The 18,975-nt window shown below is 55.3% G+C and carries 24 protein-coding genes; 8 read left to right on the plus strand and 16 right to left on the minus strand.

The window, feature by feature from the left end:
- The first annotated feature begins 36 nt into the window (after window positions 1–36).
- On the plus strand, window positions 37–1,179 hold the full coding sequence (locus tag AC0L7R_RS02560) for a fatty acid desaturase (protein WP_473658664.1): 1,143 nt from the start codon (window positions 37–39) through the stop codon (window positions 1,177–1,179).
- Here the strand turns inward: AC0L7R_RS02560 and AC0L7R_RS02565 are convergent.
- The 4 genes from AC0L7R_RS02565 to AC0L7R_RS02580 form a co-directional block, all read right to left on the minus strand.
- Window positions 1,168–2,202, minus strand: a complete 1,035-nt coding sequence (locus AC0L7R_RS02565) for a methyltransferase domain-containing protein (RefSeq protein ID WP_473658665.1) — start codon at window positions 2,200–2,202, stop codon at window positions 1,168–1,170. The two genes, AC0L7R_RS02560 and AC0L7R_RS02565, sit on opposite strands and share 12 nt — an antisense overlap.
- A gap of 137 nt (window positions 2,203–2,339) precedes the next feature.
- A complete protein-coding gene (locus AC0L7R_RS02570) occupies window positions 2,340–3,464 on the minus strand; it encodes a site-specific DNA-methyltransferase (protein ID WP_247127648.1) in 1,125 nt (374 codons plus the stop codon).
- 97 nt (window positions 3,465–3,561) lie between these two features.
- On the minus strand, window positions 3,562–4,191 hold the full coding sequence (locus AC0L7R_RS02575; RefSeq protein WP_348108073.1) for a ribonuclease HII: 630 nt from the start codon (window positions 4,189–4,191) through the stop codon (window positions 3,562–3,564).
- 126 nt (window positions 4,192–4,317) lie between these two features.
- Window positions 4,318–4,812: a hypothetical protein gene (locus tag AC0L7R_RS02580; RefSeq protein ID WP_473658666.1), complete on the minus strand. Its 495-nt coding sequence runs from the start codon at window positions 4,810–4,812 to the stop codon at window positions 4,318–4,320.
- A 151-nt stretch (window positions 4,813–4,963) separates the two neighbouring features.
- Between AC0L7R_RS02580 and AC0L7R_RS02585 the strand changes: the two genes are divergently transcribed.
- Together AC0L7R_RS02585 and AC0L7R_RS02590 are read left to right on the plus strand one after the other, a co-directional pair.
- Window positions 4,964–5,245: a hypothetical protein gene (locus AC0L7R_RS02585; RefSeq protein WP_473658667.1), complete on the plus strand. Its 282-nt coding sequence runs from the start codon at window positions 4,964–4,966 to the stop codon at window positions 5,243–5,245.
- A 25-nt stretch (window positions 5,246–5,270) separates the two neighbouring features.
- Window positions 5,271–5,921: a winged helix-turn-helix domain-containing protein gene (locus AC0L7R_RS02590; protein WP_247127750.1), complete on the plus strand. Its 651-nt coding sequence runs from the start codon at window positions 5,271–5,273 to the stop codon at window positions 5,919–5,921.
- Between the two features lie 42 nt (window positions 5,922–5,963).
- Here AC0L7R_RS02590 and AC0L7R_RS02595 read toward each other — a convergent pair whose 3' ends face one another.
- The gene (locus AC0L7R_RS02595; protein ID WP_473658668.1) at window positions 5,964–6,530 is read right to left on the minus strand and encodes a carboxymuconolactone decarboxylase family protein; all 567 of its coding nucleotides are present in this window, start codon (window positions 6,528–6,530) and stop codon (window positions 5,964–5,966) included.
- A 98-nt stretch (window positions 6,531–6,628) separates the two neighbouring features.
- Here AC0L7R_RS02595 and AC0L7R_RS02600 point away from each other — a divergent pair, with 98 nt between their 5' ends.
- On the plus strand, window positions 6,629–7,201 hold the full coding sequence (locus AC0L7R_RS02600; RefSeq protein WP_473658669.1) for a TetR family transcriptional regulator: 573 nt from the start codon (window positions 6,629–6,631) through the stop codon (window positions 7,199–7,201).
- Between the two features lie 65 nt (window positions 7,202–7,266).
- On the opposite strand, the gene rpsO is transcribed toward AC0L7R_RS02600, so the two are convergent.
- The 7 genes from rpsO to rbfA form a co-directional block, all read right to left on the minus strand.
- Window positions 7,267–7,536 (minus strand): 30S ribosomal protein S15, encoded by a 270-nt coding sequence (gene rpsO / locus AC0L7R_RS02605; protein ID WP_247127642.1) that lies wholly within the window; start codon window positions 7,534–7,536, stop codon window positions 7,267–7,269.
- Between the two features lie 135 nt (window positions 7,537–7,671).
- Complete coding sequence (locus AC0L7R_RS02610; protein WP_473658670.1) at window positions 7,672–8,517, minus strand: calcium-binding protein; 846 nt, start codon at window positions 8,515–8,517, stop codon at window positions 7,672–7,674.
- A 109-nt stretch (window positions 8,518–8,626) separates the two neighbouring features.
- Window positions 8,627–9,136: a DUF1643 domain-containing protein gene (locus AC0L7R_RS02615; protein ID WP_473658671.1), complete on the minus strand. Its 510-nt coding sequence runs from the start codon at window positions 9,134–9,136 to the stop codon at window positions 8,627–8,629.
- 105 nt (window positions 9,137–9,241) lie between these two features.
- Window positions 9,242–9,736 (minus strand): hypothetical protein, encoded by a 495-nt coding sequence (locus tag AC0L7R_RS02620; protein WP_348106779.1) that lies wholly within the window; start codon window positions 9,734–9,736, stop codon window positions 9,242–9,244.
- A 201-nt stretch (window positions 9,737–9,937) separates the two neighbouring features.
- A complete protein-coding gene (truB, locus tag AC0L7R_RS02625; RefSeq protein WP_473658672.1) occupies window positions 9,938–10,852 on the minus strand; it encodes a tRNA pseudouridine(55) synthase TruB in 915 nt (304 codons plus the stop codon).
- A gap of 111 nt (window positions 10,853–10,963) precedes the next feature.
- On the minus strand, window positions 10,964–11,683 hold the full coding sequence (locus AC0L7R_RS02630) for a phosphodiester glycosidase family protein (RefSeq protein ID WP_473658673.1): 720 nt from the start codon (window positions 11,681–11,683) through the stop codon (window positions 10,964–10,966).
- Window positions 11,680–12,075, minus strand: coding sequence for a 30S ribosome-binding factor RbfA (rbfA, locus tag AC0L7R_RS02635; protein WP_247127636.1), 396 nt, complete (start codon window positions 12,073–12,075; stop codon window positions 11,680–11,682). The genes AC0L7R_RS02630 and rbfA overlap by 4 nt, the downstream gene beginning before the upstream one ends.
- A 96-nt stretch (window positions 12,076–12,171) precedes the next feature.
- Here rbfA and dapB point away from each other — a divergent pair, with 96 nt between their 5' ends.
- A complete protein-coding gene (dapB, locus tag AC0L7R_RS02640; protein WP_473658674.1) occupies window positions 12,172–12,981 on the plus strand; it encodes a 4-hydroxy-tetrahydrodipicolinate reductase in 810 nt (269 codons plus the stop codon).
- A gap of 79 nt (window positions 12,982–13,060) precedes the next feature.
- Window positions 13,061–13,426, plus strand: a complete 366-nt coding sequence (locus AC0L7R_RS02645; protein WP_473658675.1) for a dihydrodipicolinate reductase — start codon at window positions 13,061–13,063, stop codon at window positions 13,424–13,426.
- Window positions 13,427–13,435: 9 nt separating this feature from the next.
- Here the strand turns inward: AC0L7R_RS02645 and AC0L7R_RS02650 are convergent, their stop codons facing one another.
- A complete protein-coding gene (locus AC0L7R_RS02650; protein WP_281501982.1) occupies window positions 13,436–13,570 on the minus strand; it encodes a hypothetical protein in 135 nt (44 codons plus the stop codon).
- A 67-nt stretch (window positions 13,571–13,637) separates the two neighbouring features.
- Window positions 13,638–13,817, minus strand: coding sequence for a DUF1674 domain-containing protein (locus tag AC0L7R_RS02655; RefSeq protein ID WP_348106784.1), 180 nt, complete (start codon window positions 13,815–13,817; stop codon window positions 13,638–13,640).
- A 66-nt stretch (window positions 13,818–13,883) separates the two neighbouring features.
- Between AC0L7R_RS02655 and AC0L7R_RS02660 the strand changes: the two genes are divergently transcribed.
- Window positions 13,884–15,155: a transcription antitermination factor NusB gene (locus AC0L7R_RS02660; RefSeq protein WP_473658676.1), complete on the plus strand. Its 1,272-nt coding sequence runs from the start codon at window positions 13,884–13,886 to the stop codon at window positions 15,153–15,155.
- A gap of 85 nt (window positions 15,156–15,240) precedes the next feature.
- Here AC0L7R_RS02660 and AC0L7R_RS02665 read toward each other — a convergent pair whose 3' ends face one another.
- Window positions 15,241–16,227 carry a 2-hydroxyacid dehydrogenase gene (locus tag AC0L7R_RS02665; protein ID WP_247127631.1) on the minus strand — a complete coding sequence of 329 codons (987 nt, stop codon included), beginning with the start codon at window positions 16,225–16,227 and terminating at the stop codon, window positions 15,241–15,243.
- Window positions 16,228–16,337: 110 nt separating this feature from the next.
- Here AC0L7R_RS02665 and AC0L7R_RS02670 point away from each other — a divergent pair, with 110 nt between their 5' ends.
- Window positions 16,338–16,871 carry an SH3 domain-containing protein gene (locus tag AC0L7R_RS02670; RefSeq protein WP_473658677.1) on the plus strand — a complete coding sequence of 178 codons (534 nt, stop codon included), beginning with the start codon at window positions 16,338–16,340 and terminating at the stop codon, window positions 16,869–16,871.
- A 70-nt stretch (window positions 16,872–16,941) separates the two neighbouring features.
- Here AC0L7R_RS02670 and AC0L7R_RS02675 read toward each other — a convergent pair whose 3' ends face one another.
- The gene (locus AC0L7R_RS02675) at window positions 16,942–18,966 is read right to left on the minus strand and encodes a M3 family metallopeptidase (RefSeq protein WP_473658678.1); all 2,025 of its coding nucleotides are present in this window, start codon (window positions 18,964–18,966) and stop codon (window positions 16,942–16,944) included.
- Window positions 18,967–18,975: the final 9 nt, after the last annotated feature.

The following is an 18,975-nucleotide window of genomic DNA, read 5'->3' on the forward strand; positions in this document are numbered from 1 at the left end:
ATGTAGTGTAACAGTCAAACGATAGTGAGAATGGCGATGACCACTGCACCTTCCATACCGGCGATGACCCGGCTTTCGGCCGCTTTGCCGTTCTGGCTGTCTTTGATCCTGATCCCGCTTGCGATGATCGCAGCACTCTACGGCGGTTGGGCGCTTTTGCTACTGCCGCTCGCGACGTGGTATTTGTTTACGGTCTTGGACTACTTCACGGGCTTGAACGAAGAAAATGCAGACCCGCAGACGCCTGAAGCACAGCTGTACTGGTACAAACTGATCACATTGATCTGGACCCCCATACAATTGATCACGATCTTTGGGGCCATGATCTATGTGCTGAACACGGACCACCTGAATTGGCTGGAAGAATGGGCGTTGTTCGCAGGGTTCGGGATCATCTCGGGCACCATCGGGATTAACTATTCGCACGAATTGATGCATCAGAAGTCAAAACTGGAACGCTGGCTGGCGGACATTTTGCTGGCATCCGTCTTGTATTCGCATTTTCGTTCCGAACACCTGCTTGTGCATCACCGCTACGTCGCGACGCCCAAGGATCCGGTAACAGCGCGTTACAATGAACACTTCTGGCGGTTCTTCCCGCGCGTGCTGGCTGAATGCTATGCATCTGCTTTCAACGCAGAAAAAGCGATGCTGGCCCGCAAGAAAAAACCATGGACCGACCTGTCCAATCCGTTCTTCCGGTATTGGGCTTTGCAGGCCGGCTTCATCGTTCTGGCCGCTGTCATTGGCGGTTGGTGGGGCGTTTTTTTGTTTCTGGTCCAAGCTTTCTGGGCTGTTTTTCAGCTCGAGCTGGTGAACTATGTCGAACATTACGGATTAACACGTAAACATTTGGGCGACGGTAAATATGAACACGTCCTGCCGCGTCATTCGTGGAATGCGGCGCATAAAGCGTCGAATTGGTTGCTCATCAATTTGCAACGCCATTCTGATCATCACTACAAGCCGGACCGCAGATTTCCGTTGCTGCAAACCTATGATGACAACGATGCGCCGCAACTGCCCTACGGGTATCCGCTTATGACAATGGCGGCACTTTCGCCGCGTCTTTGGCGGAAAATCATGAACCCGCGCGTTCTGGCTTGGCGCGAGAAATACTATCCAGAAATCGAAGATTGGCTGCCGTATAAGCAAGGGACAAATCCGTTACCGCGGTAGGCAAAACCCATTGTCGCAGCAGGCATTGATCAGGGGCAGCCAAAAACCAAGCGCTGGATCAAATGGCGGATTCTCTAACCGCCAATCGGGGCCCGTCTGTTCCGCTTTAGCAGCGATTGTAGTCGCATATTCCGCCGTCGCATGCGCGAGGTAGATATTTTCGGCGACAACAACAGCTTGGGATTTTGCAATTGGTGCTGCAGTTGGCGCGATGATGATCGCCCCTTCTTTGGCTTGACGCAGTATCCGATTTTGCATGGTTGCCAACATCTGCGGATCAGAGATCGGCCGATAAAAATAGATCACGTCATAATCGCCGTATCCGTCAAATTCCAAAGCATCGCCATCAACAACGTGACATCCATCAGTTTGGGATAAATGCAGGGCCTGCCGCGCATTTGCCGCGAAAGCGCTATTGTATTCCAGCCCGTCAACCTGTTCGAAAAAGTGGGCTGCGATCATAAGCTTTGTGCCGCCTCCGCACCCGACATCCAAAAACCTAAGGGGCCGTTTTCCGCTCTGTGCAAGGCTTACGCGATAGGCCGCTTGCATCAGGTTGACAAAATAATCACCCGACAGCGGGATATCCGGAAACTGCGTTTCATGAGAAAAACGACGATCCTCTGCAATCGGGTTGGCCAGGTGATGCAGCGAATTGGTCAGGTAGGACATTAAATCGTTATTGCGATCAACCGCTTGCAGCTTTGGTTGTGTGACAAGTGGCTGCGTCGTGTGTGCGGCTAACCGATCAAGGAGCATCCTTGTTTTGGACCACAACGACGCGCGATACGCCCCATGTTTAAGGTATGTTTGGTGATCGGCATGAAACGTGACAGGCGCATTTTGCAAGGCGGAAAGGCTGGATTTGTAAGGCCCAAACTGTCGGGCAATTCCCTGCCATTGCGTATCAACGGCTGTATTGCGGACGTCCGATGCTGGTTGCGCCAATTGACTGGCGATACCGCTGGCCCGTGTCATCAGATCAGCCTCAAGATGGCGCAGTTCCGTCACTGGATCAGTCATCTTAGTCCCCGCACATTACAGCGTAGCTAGACAATTGACCAAAAAAAACCCCGCCACAAGGGCGGGGTGAAGTTCGTGCAAGCGGTCCTTCCCCTTGCAGGGAAGGCGGGCCACTTGCACCGGCGGTATTCGTAAAATCAGTTGTGTTTGGCCATTTCGGAACGGATCTGCTGGCGCAGCAAGTCGATAGGGACCTTTTGTCCGTCGCGTTTAAATTGCCAGTAGGTCCAGCCATTACAGCTTGGCGCGCCTTCGCAGGCTGCCCCCACTTGGTGGATAGACCCTTTGATATCTGCCCCGATCACGGTGCCATCTGCACGGACCTTAGCCTTGTGGCGTCCATTCATGGACCACAGTTCTTCTCCTGGACGCAGCATGCCGCGTTCTACCAGAACACCAAAGGCAACACGTGGTTCTGCACGTTTCGATGTGGACACTTCAAGCGCCTCTTTGTCGAACTTGCGTGTGTTCTTGATGCGCTTTTCAGCGACCTTGCGGTATGCTTCTTCGCGTTCGATGCCGATGAAATCACGGCCCAGCATTTTCGCGACGGCACCCGTTGTGCCAGTCCCGAAGAACGGGTCAAGAACCACGTCACCTGGGTTGGTTGTCGCAACCAAAACGCGATGCAGCAGAGATTGCGGCTTTTGCGTTGGATGTGCTTTTTCGCCTTCGTCGTTCTTAAGACGTTCATGACCGGTACAAATCGGGAGCACCCAGTCAGATCGCATCTGAACACCTTCGTTTAGCGCTTTCAGCGCCTCGTAGTTAAAGGTGTATTTGCTCGCTTCTTCTTTAGACGCCCAGATCAGTGTCTCGTGAGCGTTCGTCAGGCGTTTGCCGCGGAAGTTTGGCATCGGGTTCGACTTGCGCCAAACCACATCGTTCAAAATCCAGAAGCCTTGGTTCTGAAGTTCAGCGCCCATCCGGAACACGTTGTGGTAAGACCCAATGACCCAGATCGCGCCATTCGGTTTAAGCAGGCGACGGGCGGCTTTCAGCCAAGCCTTTGTAAAACGGTCATAAACCTTAAAGCTATCAAACTGGTCCCATGCATCATCCACGGCATCTACCTTGGAATTGTCGGGACGGTGAAGATCGCCCTTCAACTGAAGGTTATAGGGCGGATCCGCAAAAATCAGGTCAACAGAACCCGCAGGAAGCGCATTCATCCGCTCAATGCAGTCGCCATCAAGGATCGTGTTTAGGGGAAGCGTAGCCGCCTCCGACACCCCTTTTGGGGCTTTCGTTTTGGTTTTCATCGTCTGCCTCTGCCTCGGCGAATTTGTTCCGCTCGTTGGTTGAGTTCACAATGATTCACAGACGATTCTGTGTAAATATCTTTAAAAATTCGTGTTTTTATTTTTTTTCTTGCCACAAGATATTGTGTACCGGGGCGAATGTACGGCGATGATGTAGAGTGACACCGTGGCTTTTTAGCCGCGCTTTGTGTTGAGGTGTGGGGTAGCCTGCATTTGTCTCCCAGCCGTAGCCGGGGTGCTGTTGCGCTAGCGACAACATCAGACGGTCGCGCCACACTTTGGCCACAATTGAGGCGGCCGCGATGGACAATGACCGCGTATCCCCTTTGATTAAAGTGCCTGCGGCAACATTCAGGCCGCGCGGAACCGCGTTTCCGTCGATCAGAACAAAATCAACAGGTTGCTTCAAACCCGAAACCGCACGGACCATGGCCAAATGCGATGCCTGCAAAATGTTGATTTCCTCGATCTCGCGCACGCTGGCCTCTGCGATCGATACATCGGCGACATCGTACAGGATGTCGTAAAGCGCCTCGCGCTTCTTGGCGGACATCTGTTTGCTGTCATTTAACCCGTCAGGAATATTGTCTGGGTCCAGCACAACCGCGGCTGCAACGACGGGTCCCGCCAATGGGCCGCGCCCGACTTCGTCTACGCCTGCAACGCGGCTATAGCCGCTGTTGATTGCGTCTTCTTCATATTCAAACGTGGGAATCGTCTTGGCCATAAGGTTTCAGACCAGAGCCAGCCCCCCCCTTCAACCCAAAAGTGGGGCGAGAGGTCGTCCAAACCCTCGCCCCACAAGACACACCCCCCGACATGACCTTCGGGCGGGTGCATCTATCTCTATTGCTCACCAGCGTTGATCTGATCGGAAGCCACGGTCGCGTAGACAACTGGCTTCGTAGCCGCGTCGGCTGCCATCACGGCCACCAAGGCGCGTCAGACATTGACGCGGCAGGCTGGCGTTATCGGCAAAGCGGCGGTCAAGGCAGCGTTCGGTGAATACAGACTGAACACGTCCGTTACCGAGCTCGATCTGGCGGAAGCACCGGCTTGGCAGCGGATCAACACGACGCTGCGACTGGGCGCGACGATCGTCGCGGTGTTGGTGTTGGTCGCGTTCGGTCCGTCGGTTGTCGTCATGTGTCCAACGACGGTTGTCGTGCTGAACTGGAATGCTGCGCGTTTCGCTTTGGCTCTTGTTGATGGCCAAGCCGATGGCACCTGCCGCCAACAAGCCAAGTATGGCGCGGTTCAACGCGTCATTGGTTTCTGCGTGAACGGGCGCTGCGGGGACAAGTACAAGGGAAAGGGCGGTCAGGCCGGCTGTCAGTGTCTTACGCATATCGTTTGCTCCTTTGGCTGCGATGCGGGATGCACCGAACGTGGGCCTTGTCAGGACTGACCATCAATAACGGGGGATGGTTATGCGATACCAAGCGGGCTATCGTTGGGCGATATTGAATAACACGCAGGGCAGGGGCATAGATCAGGGCATGAAAACCTTACTTTATTCCATCATGGCATTGGTCATGCTGACGGGGGCTGCTCAGGCGGCCTGCTACGCTGACTACAAGGCTAAACAGGACAACCCGTTGCGTCTGCACTATGGTGTGGCGACTGTGCAGGGTGATTGTTCTGTCAGTAATGCGGCGTCACAACTGTCAGGGCGACTTTCGTCTGGCGGTTGGGAACTGCTGAACGTACTGAGCGTGTTTGACGATACGCAACTGGATGACAAGAAGGATAGCGCCGGTGACTATTTCCTCCGCTTCTGAGACCCGCGAAATCAGCAGCCGTCTTGTGGTGGCTGGAATCATTGGGATTGTCGTGATCCTCGCGGTCGCGGCTATTTTACTGTTCATCAACCTGCCTGACGCGAACGCGTTTAATGCGCAGGTCGAACGAATTTTCGTCGAAAACGATACGCTGACCGGCAATGCCGAGATCAAGCTGCTTGAAATTCTGGCCCAAACCGGAACGAACTTTGCGGATACGCTTGCGTCGTACCGCTTTGTTATTTTCGTTTTGCTGATGTTCTCGACTGCCTTGTTGGTGGCTGCGGTCGCTTTCCTTGTGCTGCTGATCGCATTGAACCGCCGGATGGGGCGGATCGAAAGGGCAGGGATCGAAGTGAATTCGCTCCAGATCAACCGTGGTGAAAAAGCGGTCTATCTGAACGACTTTGCGTTTAAGCTCACGGATGCGGCGATCGAAACGTTGTCTGTATTGGCAGAGGCGCGGATGGATGACGAGGTCTTGTCCGGCGCTGAAATCGAAGGTGTGATCTCTGGTCGTGATGCGTCTGAATGTGATGAGGCAGCAGGGGCGACGCGGATCAAGCGTCTGCGCGATACGCTCGGCAACCAAATGATGAGCGAACTTTTGGTCAAGAACATCGCCCGCAAAGGCTATGTGCTCGCGATTGATAAAGCCGTCATTCGGATGACCTAAGTGGTTCGAGCGCGCCTTATCGCAGGCGCGCTCGATCTTGTTTTATACTTCAAGCGGTGTGTCGCTGCGTGTCCATTTCAATGGGTGGAACACCTCATCAACAGGTGTCTGTGCGACGTGGTTGATATAGTTGGACATCGTCTTTTGCGCCAAGCCAAGGATCACATCCAGAACCGCGCGGTGGCCGTAGCCTGCGTCAAAGAATGTCTTCATCTGTTCGTCGGACACATTGCCGCGTTCGCGGACCATCTGGATTGTGAAAGTACGCAATGCTTCCAGTTTAGCTGACGCAAGTGGTGTTTCGTTGCGCAGGGCTTCGGTGATCTCGTCGGACACTTTCATCATCTTCGCGATGCCCGTGTGGGCAGGAACGCAGTAATGGCAGGCATGTTCAACGTTGATTGATTGCCAAACGACCGTCAGTTCGTCTGCGTTAAATTCGGTTTCAGTGAACAGCTTGTGAAGCACTTGATAGCCTTCATATGCCTGCGGGCTTTCCGCCAGAACCTTGTGCAAGCCTGGCAAACGACCGAAAGCTTTTTGAGAATTTTCCAACAGCGGCTTAGAGCCTTCAGGTGCGGAATCGAGGTCGTGGGATGGGAAAGCCATGATTTAGGTCCTTTTCATTACGTATGTTTGCTGATTAGGCTTTCTTGAGTGATCACTCAAGTATATAATTGAGCAATCATTCAACTATTGGTGAACACATGCCGCGCAAGCCAAATTATGACCGTGATGATCTGATCAAGCGTGCCCGCGACCTGTTCTGGCGACGAGGCTGGGCAGGCACGTCGTTGAAAGATCTTGAGGCTGAATTGCAGATGAAACCCGGTAGCTTTTATGCGGCGTTCGGGTCAAAGGACGCGCTCTTTGCGCTTGCCATGGAAAAATATGCGTCCGACGGGCAGGCGCGGCTTGCGGCACTAGCGCAGGAATATGGCCCTGTCGTTGCATTGCAAAGGTTTCCGGCGATGGTCGTTGAAACCGAAGATGCGCCCGCGAAGGCCTGTATGTTATCCAAAACGTTTCTGGAATTGCATGCGCATGACCACCCCTTGGCCGAAACAGCTGACGCTCATTTGAAAGCCATGGAAACGCAATTCGCTGCCCTTTTCGCGCAGGCGCAAACCGACGGTCACATTTCGTCAGGTCGCACCCCAAAGGATTTGGCGCGGCGCTATCAATCTGACTTGCTTGGTCTGCGGATATCGGCGGATCGCGGCGGTGTGGATGCTAAAGCGATTGCTGCGGAAATTGCGCAGAACGTGGCGCAGGCCTAAATCCAAAAACAAAAAAGCCCACCAAAATTGGTGGGCTTTTCCGTATCTGTGGTGCGGCAGCTAAATTAGCGGCGCAGGCCAAGACGTTTGATCAGGTCCTGGTAACGGGCCTCATCTTTACCACGTGTGTAGTCCAGCAGCTTCCGGCGCAGAGCAACCATTTTCAGCAGACCACGGCGACCGTGGTTGTCTTTTTTGTGGGTCTTGAAGTGTTCTGTCAAAGTCGCGATGCGCGATGAAAGAATCGCGATCTGAACTTCTGGGGAACCTGTATCGCCTTCTTTGGTGGCGAATTCTTTCATGATCCGTGCTTTATCTTCAGCAGTAATCGACATCGGGGTCTCCTTATCTAAAGGGTTGATGGCGCGATCCGGGATGTCGTCCAGAAAGGCCCGTGGAGCATCCGGCAGGGAGATTCCCTGATCGGATGGGTGCGTTTAGGCAAGAACAGGCAAAAAGAAAAGGGTTTTTTAGGCGGCGACCAAAGCAATCCGGTCAAGATCAAGCGTTTCGACGTTTGCAAACCCCGCGACAAAGTCGCCATCTGCGAAAAGGGCCAGCCCGTCGTCAGTACGACTTGTGGTTAATTCGGGTGCCGGTCCGTTCTGATCATAAACAACTTCTATGACGTCCACATCAGGATCGTAGTCGTCGATGTAGGCCGTTCCTTCTTGATCAGCGTCTACCGCGAACGTATCCGCACCTTCACCACCGGACAGAGTATCCCCAACGCCACCGCGCAGAATATCGTCGCCGCGACCGCCATTCAGGTAATCGCTGTCGGTATCGTCGTTCCCAATCAAGATATCATCGCCAGCGCCGCCGTTCAGTACATCTTGACCTGCGCCACCTTCCAAAGTGTCGTTACCAAACGATCCCAGCAGTTCATCGTCACCGTCGCCGCCATACAGCGTGTCGTCACCGCTGCCACCGATCAGGTCATCGGCGTGGTCACCACCGTCCAAGACGTCGTCACCAATGTCGCCAAACAGGCTGTCCATCGCTTTCCCGCCAAACAAGGTGTCGTTTCCATCGTCACCATGCAGCGTGTCTTCGCCTTCACCACCTGTGATTTCATCGTCACCTGTCCCACCAAACAACAGATCGGCGCGCACAGTCCCCGCGATTGTTTGTCCGGTGCCCGCACTATTAAGCGTTTCGCTGGGCATCAACGCTTCTTGCAACGGCGTTGTCGCACCAGTGCGGTCGTCTTCTGGGGCAGGTTCCACGGTTGTTTCTGGATCGGTTTCATGGTCCGCGTCAGTGATGACAATCGACGCAACGGCGACCCCGAATAAAGCAATGATAGCAAGCATGTTCGTCTTCCTGAAAAGCGGTACCGCCCCCGGCCCAACGTGATCCCGCTTCAATAGCAAATGCCTAAATCGGAGTCTGGTGCGAACAAGTCTGTTGGTTAATGCAGGATTATGCCGGCCAAGGCGCGGGCATCGCGCTGTAAGGCATATAAAGCGGGTGGCGAGGGTGCCCTGCTTTGGTCATGCCAAGAGCGTGAAAAGCGCGATTATTGTTTTGAAATAAGGTGATAACCTCTGCGTTGCGGCCAAGATGAACGCCGTGAACACCCCATGCAGCGATCGTGGTGTCAGCCCAACCTGCACCTTCAATCAATGCCTGATCATTATCAGGACCATTTGGTTCAATATGTTGCCGCATCTGCATCGGGTCTGTTTCACGCAACGCGAACAGGTTGGTGACACGAAATGCACCATAGCCCAAAGCCCGCGCACGGTTCTCGCATCGCCCAACGGTTGGGTCATTATGGGCCTCGGTCGCCTTTGACGGATTGAGCATCACAAACATCAGCCGCTTTCCCGTGTCATCCCAAGTACGGGTCAGGGCGTAGCGATAGGTTTCGCAATCTGAATAGGTCGCAGAGGACAGTGTCGCCCCATCGGAATGGTGTCGCGTGATCATGGCCTTGATATCGGTGTTGCCCCCGCAAAAAGCAACAGACCGCCTTTGATGAACAAAGACGGCCTGCAACTGGGAGGAGGGTAGGAAGGGAGGTAGGAGAAGTGATTAGGCCGTCACGGCAGACGCTTTGGCGTAGGACACGGACAGACCGCGAGCTTCGATCACCCATGCTGCGACAACCGCAAACAAAATGTGACCCCAAAGCGCGACCCACGTGATGCCGCTAAAGCCAAGGAATGCGGGATTTCCAGCAACAAGGTGGGCCATGACGTACAGGGCGAACACCCACAAGGCGACGCCATAAGCGACGGCGGTCAGACCCCAATGCAATTTCGGGACGATCATCTTTTGAACGGGGCGCGCGATCAGCAGGTAACCGAGCGTGTAAAACAGAACGCCAGTGATCGTGTGCAACATGTGCGCTGTCCCTTTTGGCACGCTGTCGAAAACAGTGTTGAGCGTTTGTTGGGCCAGACCAACTGGTGCCAGCTTGGCAAACCCAAACATCGGCGACAGGCCTTGGCCGAAGGCGTCAAAGGCGATGGTGGCAAAAGCGCCAGCGGCGAGAACGGTGAAGGCGGAGTGTTTGATGTCGGTCATGGGGCAAGTCTTTCGGTCATGTGTTCTGTGTATCGTTGAACACAACTTGCCGAATGTGACTGGCTCTGTGCAGCCCTATCACGCAGGGATGACCGACCCACCCAAAACTGTAACATTTCGTGAAACAAACATCGGGCATCGTATAACGGCCGCGTGAGGCGCGTGACATCTTGTAACATTTCGCGCCGTGAAGCGCGAAAATCACATCGAATCAGCGACGAAAACCCGTGATGGCTGCAATGTGCCGCCCAGATATTTGCCCACGGCAATCGGGGTGCCATCGTGCGACGCCCAAACTTCTTCGCCATATTCCAAACCCGACCCGATCACTGGGGCCGGATTGCCGTTACGCAGTTTCACAACACTTTCGGCGGGGCAGGTCACCTCTGGCAAATCGGCAAGGCCAACTTCTAAGGGCTGCAAATGTGCGTCCAGGTCCGGCGTCTTTGCGAGCGCGTCGATTTGGTCCAGCGATATGCCGTCTTCCACATCAAACGGACCGGACCAAATACGGCGCAGTTGCAGGACATGACCATAACAACCAAGTGCGGCGCCCAGATCGCGGGCGATAGAACGGACATAGCCGCCTTTCCCGCAGGTCATTTCAAGAACCACGTGGTCTGCGTCGGGACGATCAATCAGCAACAATTCTTCGACCCACAGCGGACGCGCGGCAAGCTCCATCTCTTCGCCGTCGCGGGCTTTTTTGTAGGCGCGTTGGCCATCGACCTTCACGGCAGAGAACTGTGGCGGTACTTGCATGATGTCGCCAATGAACGGGGCAAGCGCATCTTTGATCTGATCATCTGTCGGGCGCAGGTCGGATGTTTTGATCACTTCGCCTTCGGCATCATCGGTGTTTGTGGCTTGGCCAAGACGCACCGTGAATGTGTATGCTTTCAAAGCGTCAGTAATATAGGGCACGGTCTTAGTCGCCTCGCCCAGCGCCACAGCCAGAACGCCAGTGGCTTCGGGATCAAGGGTGCCAGCGTGTCCCGCTTTTTTCGCGTTTAAAGCCCAGCGCACTTTGCCGACAACAGTCGTCGACGTGATGCCCGCAGGTTTGTCCACAACAAGCCAACCTGAGATATCGCGTCCCTTACGTTTGCGTGCCATGTGATGAACCCTTTGGTAATTGAACGCGCCTGCTAGCTTGTGTCGGGGCGGCGGTCAATATGGGGGCCAGCCCCCAAACCCCCGAGATATTTAAGGCCAAAAGAAAAGGGACTATTCGAGCACGCCGATCATTGGGCCAAGCTGAAAGCCGAAATCCGATCGTCCTAATTCGGGCGCATAAAGTCGCGAGACTTTACCGTCGAAGTAAAGCGCATTTGGAGTTTTCAGGTAGTCGCGGAAAAAGGTGCCAAAGCTGTGAAAGTTCACCGCATTGTTCGAGATCGCAAAGATGGCGGTTTTGCCATCCGCCGATGTTCCGACGCCATTGCGCACATATTTGGACGAACCGTCTTCCAAGAACCGCGGGTGTAGCGTTCCGTCGATGACCAGCATCGGACCGGATTGGTTCGCATCGCGGCAATCGGGGGCTTTCGCGACAAAATCGAAGCTTTCATAAACTTGCGCATCACTATCCGTCAGGCACAGAACACCGTTCGGCAGCAGACCAAAATTACCTGGCCCGTCGGATGTGACGATTCCTGATTTCTGGTTGCCTGCTTCAAGGTAAAGGCCAACGGGCGCGCGGTCAGCATGATACATGCCCGCGTTCATGGCGAAGGCGAGCGTCTTTTCATGGTGTTCATCGGCCAGATCGCCAAAGCTGCCAATTACCTCATCCGCAGCATTGCTATGGAAAAGACGCAAATCTTCGGCTGACGCATCCACGGTGCAAGCGGTGAAACTGTTGCCATCATAATCAATGTCTTCGCAGGTCACAGCGCTGGCCGGTAGCGCCAGAACAATGAACAGACCTGCGAGGGCGCGGATCATTCGTCCAGATCTTGCCGCACGTGTTCATCGGCAAGCAATGCACGTGTGGCGTCCATCTGGTCGAAGGTTCCGTCAATTTCGAACCGCAGTTCCGGTGCGAATTTCTGCGATCCACCTTTGACCACAAGATGGCGGATTTCATGGCGGTTGCGACGCACCGCATCCAGCGTTTCCTGCTTATTCTTTCCACCCAGTGGCAGAATATAGGCTGTCGCAACGCGCAGGTCAGGCGACATGCGCACTTCGCCCACGGTGATCATCATCCGGTTCAAGTCCGGATCATGTACTTCGCCACGTTGCAGCACAGACGACAATGTCCGTCTGATCTGTTCGCCCACCTTCAACATGCGTTGGGTTGGGGCCTTACCGTCTCTGTTACTTTGCTTTGCCATAAGCCCCATGTAGTGATTGCCCGCCGTTTTGCCAAGCGAGGCTTTGCGTCAGCCGCCCGAAACGCTAAGAGAGGGCAACAGACAGAAGGACAGCGTATGACACAGGGACCAGGAATCGTCGTGACCGGGGCATCGGGCCGTATGGGGCAGATGTTGATCGAGACAATCATGGCGTCTGATGCATGTCACCTCGTTGGGGCGCTGGAACGGGATGGTCACGATTGGGTCGGTCAGGACGTCGGCACAGCGATGGGTGGGCAACCCGTTGGTGTGGTTGTCACGTCCGACGCCTTAGAGGCGTTTGTGAAAGCCCAGGCTGTCATTGATTTCACGGCGCCTGCTGCCACCGTTGCGTTTTCCGAACTGGCCGCACAGGCCAAAGCAGTGCATGTCATCGGCACGACGGGTATGACAAACGATGACATTGCGGCAGTCAATGCAGCATCTCACCATACTGTCGTGGTGCGTGCGGGGAACATGTCATTGGGTGTGAACCTGCTTGTACAGCTGACCAAGAAAGTTGCGGCTGCGTTAGACGAAGACTTCGATATCGAAGTGATCGAAGCGCACCATCATCACAAAGTCGATGCGCCATCAGGGACGGCATTGATGTTGGGTGAAGCTGCAGCCGAAGGGCGCGGCGTGGCATTGAATGACGTCAAAGACAGCGGTCGTGATGGGATTACGGGCGCGCGCAAACGCGGCGATATCGGTTTTAGCGCTATTCGTGGTGGGGATATTGTGGGCGAACACGATGTGCTGTTTGCAGCCCCCGGCGAACGGATCGTGCTGCGTCATATGGCGACTGACCGTAAGGTATTTGCGCGCGGGGCGCTCAAAGCGGCACTTTGGGGGCAAACCCAAAAGCCTGGCGCATACGATATGCTTGATGTTTTGGGGCTGTAGTCGGCCATATTAGGCAAAATGAAACCAAAGGCACGTGTTGCGCGTATATCGTACATAACGCACGACAAAGGAGCTTTTGATGACGACCTTTTTCAAGACAGCGGCAATCGCTTTCGTTTTGTCCGCGACAGCTGCGACTGCGCAGGGCTATCAAGCGATCTCTGACAAGGCGACATTTCTTGCGACGCTTGGCGGCAAAAACCTGTCAAACCGCCTGTACGGCGTGAATTTGGCTGTTTCGCCTGCGGGCCAGATCGCGGGCACCGGTGCGGGCTGGGAAATCACCGGCACGTGGTCTTGGCAAAACGGGTATTTTTGCCGCGAAATGAATTGGGGTGGGGATCCCATTCCGTACAATTGCCAGCTCGTTGAATTTAACGGTCAAGAAATGCGGTTCACAACTGATCAAGGTGCCGGTGATTCTGCATCATTCAAGCTACGCTAACCAATCCACTTACGGCCAGACCGGACCCAATACGCGTTCATGGACAACAGGATGCGCCGTCTGCGCAAGCGTTTCGGACGTGACAAATGTTGCAAGGCTTAAACCGGCTGCAACAACAAGGAACAGGTAAGGTAGGCTGCGCATCGTGGGCTCCTTTTCAATAAAGTTGCCCGTAATACGTCACCGCGCTGTTATTCCGTCGCTGCCAACATCAAAAATCGACGGCGATGCCTTTTTTCTCCCAATCGCCGTAGCGGACTGGTTCCGGGCCCTTGCGCCCACCCAGTTCTGGCGGCAGTTCGGCTTTGTCTGCCTCTTTGCGCCGTTCTTCGGCTTCGGCCAAGGCGCGCTGGGCTGCAGGTGGCAGGTCTTTGTGATCAGGCTCGGTCATCGGGCATCCTTGTCGTCGTGTCCTTTCTGATATACGGCCAAATGGGTTCAAAACAAGTGAGACACCATGTCCAAAACCGGTCTACCGCCGCGCCGCGCTGCGCATCATCTGCTTGAAGAGATCACAGGCGAAGGACGTCTGATGTCCGAACTGATTGGTGGCGGTGCGCTGGATCACTTGCCTGCGGATGAACGTGCGCGTGCGCAACGCTTGGCGATGGACGCTTTGCGTGGTGCGGATCGCGCGGATCGGATGCTGAAACCCTACCTCAAGAAAGAACCGCCAGAGACGGTGCAAAACGCGTTGCGGCTTGGTGTAATCGAACTTGTGGGTGGCGAGGCCGCGCATGGTGTCGTGAACGCCTACGTCGAAATTATCAGCAAGAACAAACATGTTTCGTCGTTCAAAGGACTGACCAACGCCGTTCTGCGCCGGATTTCCGAAGAGGGCGAAAAAGGCTGGACCAAACGTGCCAATCCACTGACGCCGGGATGGCTGCGCCAGCCGTTGGTCGCGGCTTGGGGGCGGAAATCGGTCGAAGGGATCGAAGCAGCACATTTCGCTGGGGCAGCGCTTGATCTAACGGTCAAAGGCGATCCAAAGGCTGTCGCAGACGCGGTGGGCGGCACTCTTTTGCCGACAGGGTCAATCCGGCTGAAAGAAGCGGGTCAGGTATCGGCGCTTCCCGGCTTCGAGAACGGCGATTGGTGGGTGCAAGACGCTGCCGCGGCCATTCCGGTCCAAGTGCTTGATCCCAAACCGGGCATGAAGGTGCTGGACCTTTGTGCGGCGCCGGGCGGTAAGACAATGCAGCTCGCGGCAAGTGGGGCGGATGTGACGGCTGTCGATCTCAGCCATAACCGGATGACACGGGTGAAGGACAACCTGAAACGTGTCGGGCTGAAAGCCAACTGCGTGACGTCCGACGCGTTCAAATTCGAACAAGACGGATTTGATGCGGTGCTGCTCGATGCGCCCTGTTCCGCGACCGGCACAATCCGGCGCCATCCCGATTTGCCATATGCAAAAGACGGATCTGAATTCATGGCCTTGATCGAACAGCAAGAACTGCTGATCGACCACGCGCTGACGTTGCTCAAACCGGGCGGGAAGCTGGTCTTTTGCACCTGTTCGTTGCTGCCAGACGAAGGAGAAATCCAAGTCGACGAAGCGCTCGAACGGCACGCAGGACTGACCGTGGATACCGACGCGCTGAACAAACCGGGCATTGATCCCGCATGGATCACCGAAGAAGGCGGCATCCGCCTGCGCCCCGATTATTGGGCGGACCTCGGCGGCATGGACGGGTTCTACATCGCGGTACTGACCAAAGCCTAAGCAGGCAGACCACGCTGCGCTTCTTTGACGTTCTCTAAATCCCCGCCGGAGGCTCCGACAGCGGCCAAAACCGCTGCCGCCTGCGTTACATCACACCCGGTACGACCTGATCGGGCGGACGGTGACCATCTGCGAACGTCTTGATGTTCACAATGACCTTTTCGCCCATTTCCTGGCGGCCTTCGACCGTGGCCGACCCCATATGGGGCAGCAAAACAACGTTCGGCAGGTCCATCAGGCGCGGGTTTATCTCGTGACCGCGCTCAAAGACGTCCAAGCCTGCACCGGCAATTTCACCGGCCCGCAACATCCGCGTGAGCGCATTTTCGTCGATGACCTCACCACGTGACGTATTCACGATGACCGCATCAGGTTTCATCAGCTTAAGGCGTCGCGCATTCATCAAGTGAAAGGTCGATGGCGTGTGCGGACAATTGATCGAAATCACGTCCATTCGCGCGACCATCTGATCAAGACTGTCCCAATACGTGGCCTCTAGTGCCTCTTCGACTTCGGGCCGCAGGCGTTTGCGGTTGTGATAATGCACCTGCATACCAAAAGCGGCGGCACGTTTCGCGACGGCCTGACCAATGCGACCCATGCCCAAAATACCGACACGACGTCCCGAAATACGGCCCCCCAGCATTGCGGTTGGGGACCAGCCTTCCCAGTCACCGCTCCCCATAACTCGCAACCCTTCAGGAATGCGGCGGGTGACGGCGAGGATCAAGGCGATCGTCATATCGGCCGTATCGTCGGTCACTGTGCCGGGGGTGTTTGATACCAAAATCCCGCGTTGACGGGCGGTGGCGACATCAATCCGGTCTACACCGGCACCGTAGTTCGCAATGAGTTTCAGTTTTTCACCAGCTTGCGCCAGCAATGGCGCATCAATGAAATCGGTGACTGTAGGGACCAAAACATCCGCCGTTTGAACTGCTGCAACCAGTTCTTCGCGGCTCATCGGCCTATCGTTTTCGCGTAAAGTGACGTCGAACAGCTCTTTCATGCGTGTTTCGATGCTTTCGGGTAACCGTCGCGTGACGACAACACTTAACCGCTGACCTGGCATTCTTTTCTCCCATCGCTTGAAACGGATCACCGCTTTGGTTCAGAGTGCATTTAACCGACGCGAGGCACAAGAACCTCGCGCGACGAGTAAGTGATAAAGGCAGGTTTACCGTGATTTTTCGCATTCTTCTGGTTTGTGCTGCGCTCTGCCACCTTGGTGCAGGTGCAATTGCGCAAGAGGCGACGCCGGTTTCCGGCGGAACATTGGACGCGCCTGCCATTGGGCCGGAAACAAATTTGCCTTTGCCGCGCTACGTGTCACTGAAAGCATCAGAAGCAAACGTGCGCCGTGGGCCTAGCCTGTCGCACCGGATTGATTGGGTGTTTCAACGCCGGTCTATGCCGCTGCAGGTGATCGCGGAATACGGACATTGGCGGCGTGTGATTGACCGTGAAGGTCAAGGTGGATGGGTCCACTACACCATGCTGTCAGGCGCAAGATCGGTCATTATCGATCAAGATCGCCTGCGTTTACGGTCACAGCCGCGCGACGATAGCCGCGAGACTGTGGAGCTCGAACTTGGTGTTATTGCACGTCTGCATGAATGCGAACCGACGTGGTGTCGCCTGAGTGCGGGTGGCTACAAAGGCTGGGCGCCTAAGGCCGTGATGTGGGGCGTCGATGCGGAGGAAGTCCGCGACTGATATCGTTCGTTGATCCCGCAGGGTTGGGGGCTAGCCCCCAAACCCCAAGATATTTTAGACCACAAGAAGATCAGGTGGCATCAAGACCGCGGCCCTTGAGCAGTGCATCGACCCCGGGCAATCGCCCACGGAATTGCTTGTAAAGTTCTTTCGCGTCGACGGAGCCGCCGGAAGACAGAACGGTATCTTCCAATTTTTTCGCCAAAGCCGGATCAAACGGATCGCCGATTTCTTCAAAGGCTGCGAATGCGTCCGCGTCCATGACTTCGGACCACATGTAGCTGTAGTAGCCACTGGAATATCCGTCCCCTGCAAAGACATGCGCGAAATGGGGTGTTGCGTGGCGCATACGGATCGCGTGGGGCATGCCAATGCCTTCAAGGACTTCGGCTTGTTTCTGCATCGGGTCTCTGGGCGCGGGACCATCGTGGAATGCCAGATCGACCAGCGCGGAAGATACATATTCCACTGTCTGGAAGCCCATATCGTAGGTTGCTGCATCCAGCATGCGTTGCAGCATATCGGCTGGCATTGCTTCGCCCGTTTCCGCGTGCGTGGCGAATTCGGACAGGACTTCGGGCACTTCAAGCCAGTGTTCGTAAAGTTGGCTGGGCAGTTCGACAAAATCGCGGGCCACTGATGTGCCGCTGATGCTTTCATAGGTCACGTCAGATAACATTTGGTGCAAAGCGTGGCCGAATTCGTGGAACAATGTGCGGGCGTCGTCATAAGACAACAGGGCCGGTTGCCCGTCTTCCGGTTTCGCAAAATTGCAGACGTTTACAACATGAGGACGTACTTCACCGCCGAGACGATGTTGCGACTGCATTGCCATGCACCACGCACCGGACCGTTTTGAACCGCGCGCAAAGTAGTCGCCAATGAAGACAGCGACATGTTTGCCGTCGCGGGTAACTTCCCACAGGCGGACGTCAGGATGATAAACAGGACCTTCGAGCGGTGCGAATTCCAGACCAAACAACCGATTGGCGCAGGCAAATTGCGCTTCGATCATCCGATCCAGCTGTAGGTATGGTTTCAGCGCCGCTTCATCCAGATCGTGTTCGGCCTGCCGCCGCTTTTCCGAATAATAGCGCCAATCCCATGCTTCCAAAGGTCCGTCAAAACCATCGGCATGCAACATCCGTTCCAGCACTTTTGCATCCGCTTCAGCGGCGGCTTTGGCTGGCGTCCAAACCTGCATCAACAGATCGCGCACCGCGTCGGGGGTCCCCGCCATTTCGGTTTCGAGTTTGTAATCTGCGAAGGTTTCGTAACCCAGCAAATTGGAGCGTTCTTCCCGCAAGGCAAGCGTTTCCGCCGCGATTCCACGGTTGTCCGTCTCGCCGCCATTTTCGCCGCGCGAAACCCATGCGTCATAGGCTTTCTTGCGAAGATCGCGCATAGGGGAAAACTGCAAAAACGGCACAATCAAAGATCGGGACAGGGTCACAACGGGACCGCCCGCATCCTTTTCGGTGCCAGCCGCGCGGGCTGTTGCGATGACAAAGCCGGGCAGACCTTCAAGGTCGGCTTCGGTCAATGGCATGAACCATGACCGTTCATCGGCCAGTAGGTTCTGGGTGAATTGTGTCCCCAGCACCGAAAGACGTGATTTCACGTCGCGCAAGCGGACCGCATCATCGCCTACTAACAACGCACCTTGCCGGACGAAACCGCGACGGGTCAGCATCAGAACACGAGACTGTTCATCCGACAGGTCAAGATCGGCACGACGTGTCCAAAGGTCCTCAATCCGCGCAAATAGCGCTTTGTTTTCGGTGATCTCTGAACCAAACGCACTAAGCTTCGGACCAAAGTCGCGCTGTAACGCTTCGCGTGCCGGATTGCTGTCCGCGCCAGCGACGCCGTAAAAGACACCCAGCACTTTGCCGAGTGTCAACTCGGCCAATTCCATCGCTTCGATTGTGTTTGCGAATGTCGGGGCATCGGGATTTTCGGCAATCGCGGCGATAGCGCTGCGGGCTTCATCCAGTGCGACATCCACGGCAGGGGCGAAATCTTCGTCCGAAATCATATCAAACGGGGGCAGGCCGTGTGGGGTCGTCCAGTCAGTCAGCAACGGGTTGGTCATGGTGATCTC

The organism is Yoonia sp. D2-7 (genome assembly GCF_055809435.1).

Coding starts and splice junctions, on each gene's coding strand:
- AC0L7R_RS02560 (WP_473658664.1), top strand. CDS start 37: ATGACCACTGCACCTTCCATACCGGCGATGACCCGGCTTTCGGCCGCT.
- AC0L7R_RS02565 (WP_473658665.1), bottom strand. CDS start 2,202: ATGACTGATCCAGTGACGGAACTGCGCCATCTTGAGGCTGATCTGATG.
- AC0L7R_RS02570 (WP_247127648.1), bottom strand. CDS start 3,464: ATGAAAACCAAAACGAAAGCCCCAAAAGGGGTGTCGGAGGCGGCTACG.
- AC0L7R_RS02575 (WP_348108073.1), bottom strand. CDS start 4,191: ATGGCCAAGACGATTCCCACGTTTGAATATGAAGAAGACGCAATCAAC.
- AC0L7R_RS02580 (WP_473658666.1), bottom strand. CDS start 4,812: ATGCGTAAGACACTGACAGCCGGCCTGACCGCCCTTTCCCTTGTACTT.
- AC0L7R_RS02585 (WP_473658667.1), top strand. CDS start 4,964: ATGAAAACCTTACTTTATTCCATCATGGCATTGGTCATGCTGACGGGG.
- AC0L7R_RS02595 (WP_473658668.1), bottom strand. CDS start 6,530: ATGGCTTTCCCATCCCACGACCTCGATTCCGCACCTGAAGGCTCTAAG.
- AC0L7R_RS02600 (WP_473658669.1), top strand. CDS start 6,629: ATGCCGCGCAAGCCAAATTATGACCGTGATGATCTGATCAAGCGTGCC.
- rpsO (WP_247127642.1), bottom strand. CDS start 7,536: ATGTCGATTACTGCTGAAGATAAAGCACGGATCATGAAAGAATTCGCC.
- AC0L7R_RS02610 (WP_473658670.1), bottom strand. CDS start 8,517: ATGCTTGCTATCATTGCTTTATTCGGGGTCGCCGTTGCGTCGATTGTC.
- AC0L7R_RS02615 (WP_473658671.1), bottom strand. CDS start 9,136: ATGATCACGCGACACCATTCCGATGGGGCGACACTGTCCTCTGCGACC.
- AC0L7R_RS02620 (WP_348106779.1), bottom strand. CDS start 9,736: ATGACCGACATCAAACACTCCGCCTTCACCGTTCTCGCCGCTGGCGCT.
- truB (WP_473658672.1), bottom strand. CDS start 10,852: ATGGCACGCAAACGTAAGGGACGCGATATCTCAGGTTGGCTTGTTGTG.
- AC0L7R_RS02630 (WP_473658673.1), bottom strand. CDS start 11,683: ATGATCCGCGCCCTCGCAGGTCTGTTCATTGTTCTGGCGCTACCGGCC.
- rbfA (WP_247127636.1), bottom strand. CDS start 12,075: ATGGCAAAGCAAAGTAACAGAGACGGTAAGGCCCCAACCCAACGCATG.
- dapB (WP_473658674.1), top strand. CDS start 12,172: ATGACACAGGGACCAGGAATCGTCGTGACCGGGGCATCGGGCCGTATG.
- AC0L7R_RS02645 (WP_473658675.1), top strand. CDS start 13,061: ATGACGACCTTTTTCAAGACAGCGGCAATCGCTTTCGTTTTGTCCGCG.
- AC0L7R_RS02650 (WP_281501982.1), bottom strand. CDS start 13,570: ATGCGCAGCCTACCTTACCTGTTCCTTGTTGTTGCAGCCGGTTTAAGC.
- AC0L7R_RS02655 (WP_348106784.1), bottom strand. CDS start 13,817: ATGACCGAGCCTGATCACAAAGACCTGCCACCTGCAGCCCAGCGCGCC.
- AC0L7R_RS02660 (WP_473658676.1), top strand. CDS start 13,884: ATGTCCAAAACCGGTCTACCGCCGCGCCGCGCTGCGCATCATCTGCTT.
- AC0L7R_RS02665 (WP_247127631.1), bottom strand. CDS start 16,227: ATGCCAGGTCAGCGGTTAAGTGTTGTCGTCACGCGACGGTTACCCGAA.
- AC0L7R_RS02675 (WP_473658678.1), bottom strand. CDS start 18,966: ATGACCAACCCGTTGCTGACTGACTGGACGACCCCACACGGCCTGCCC.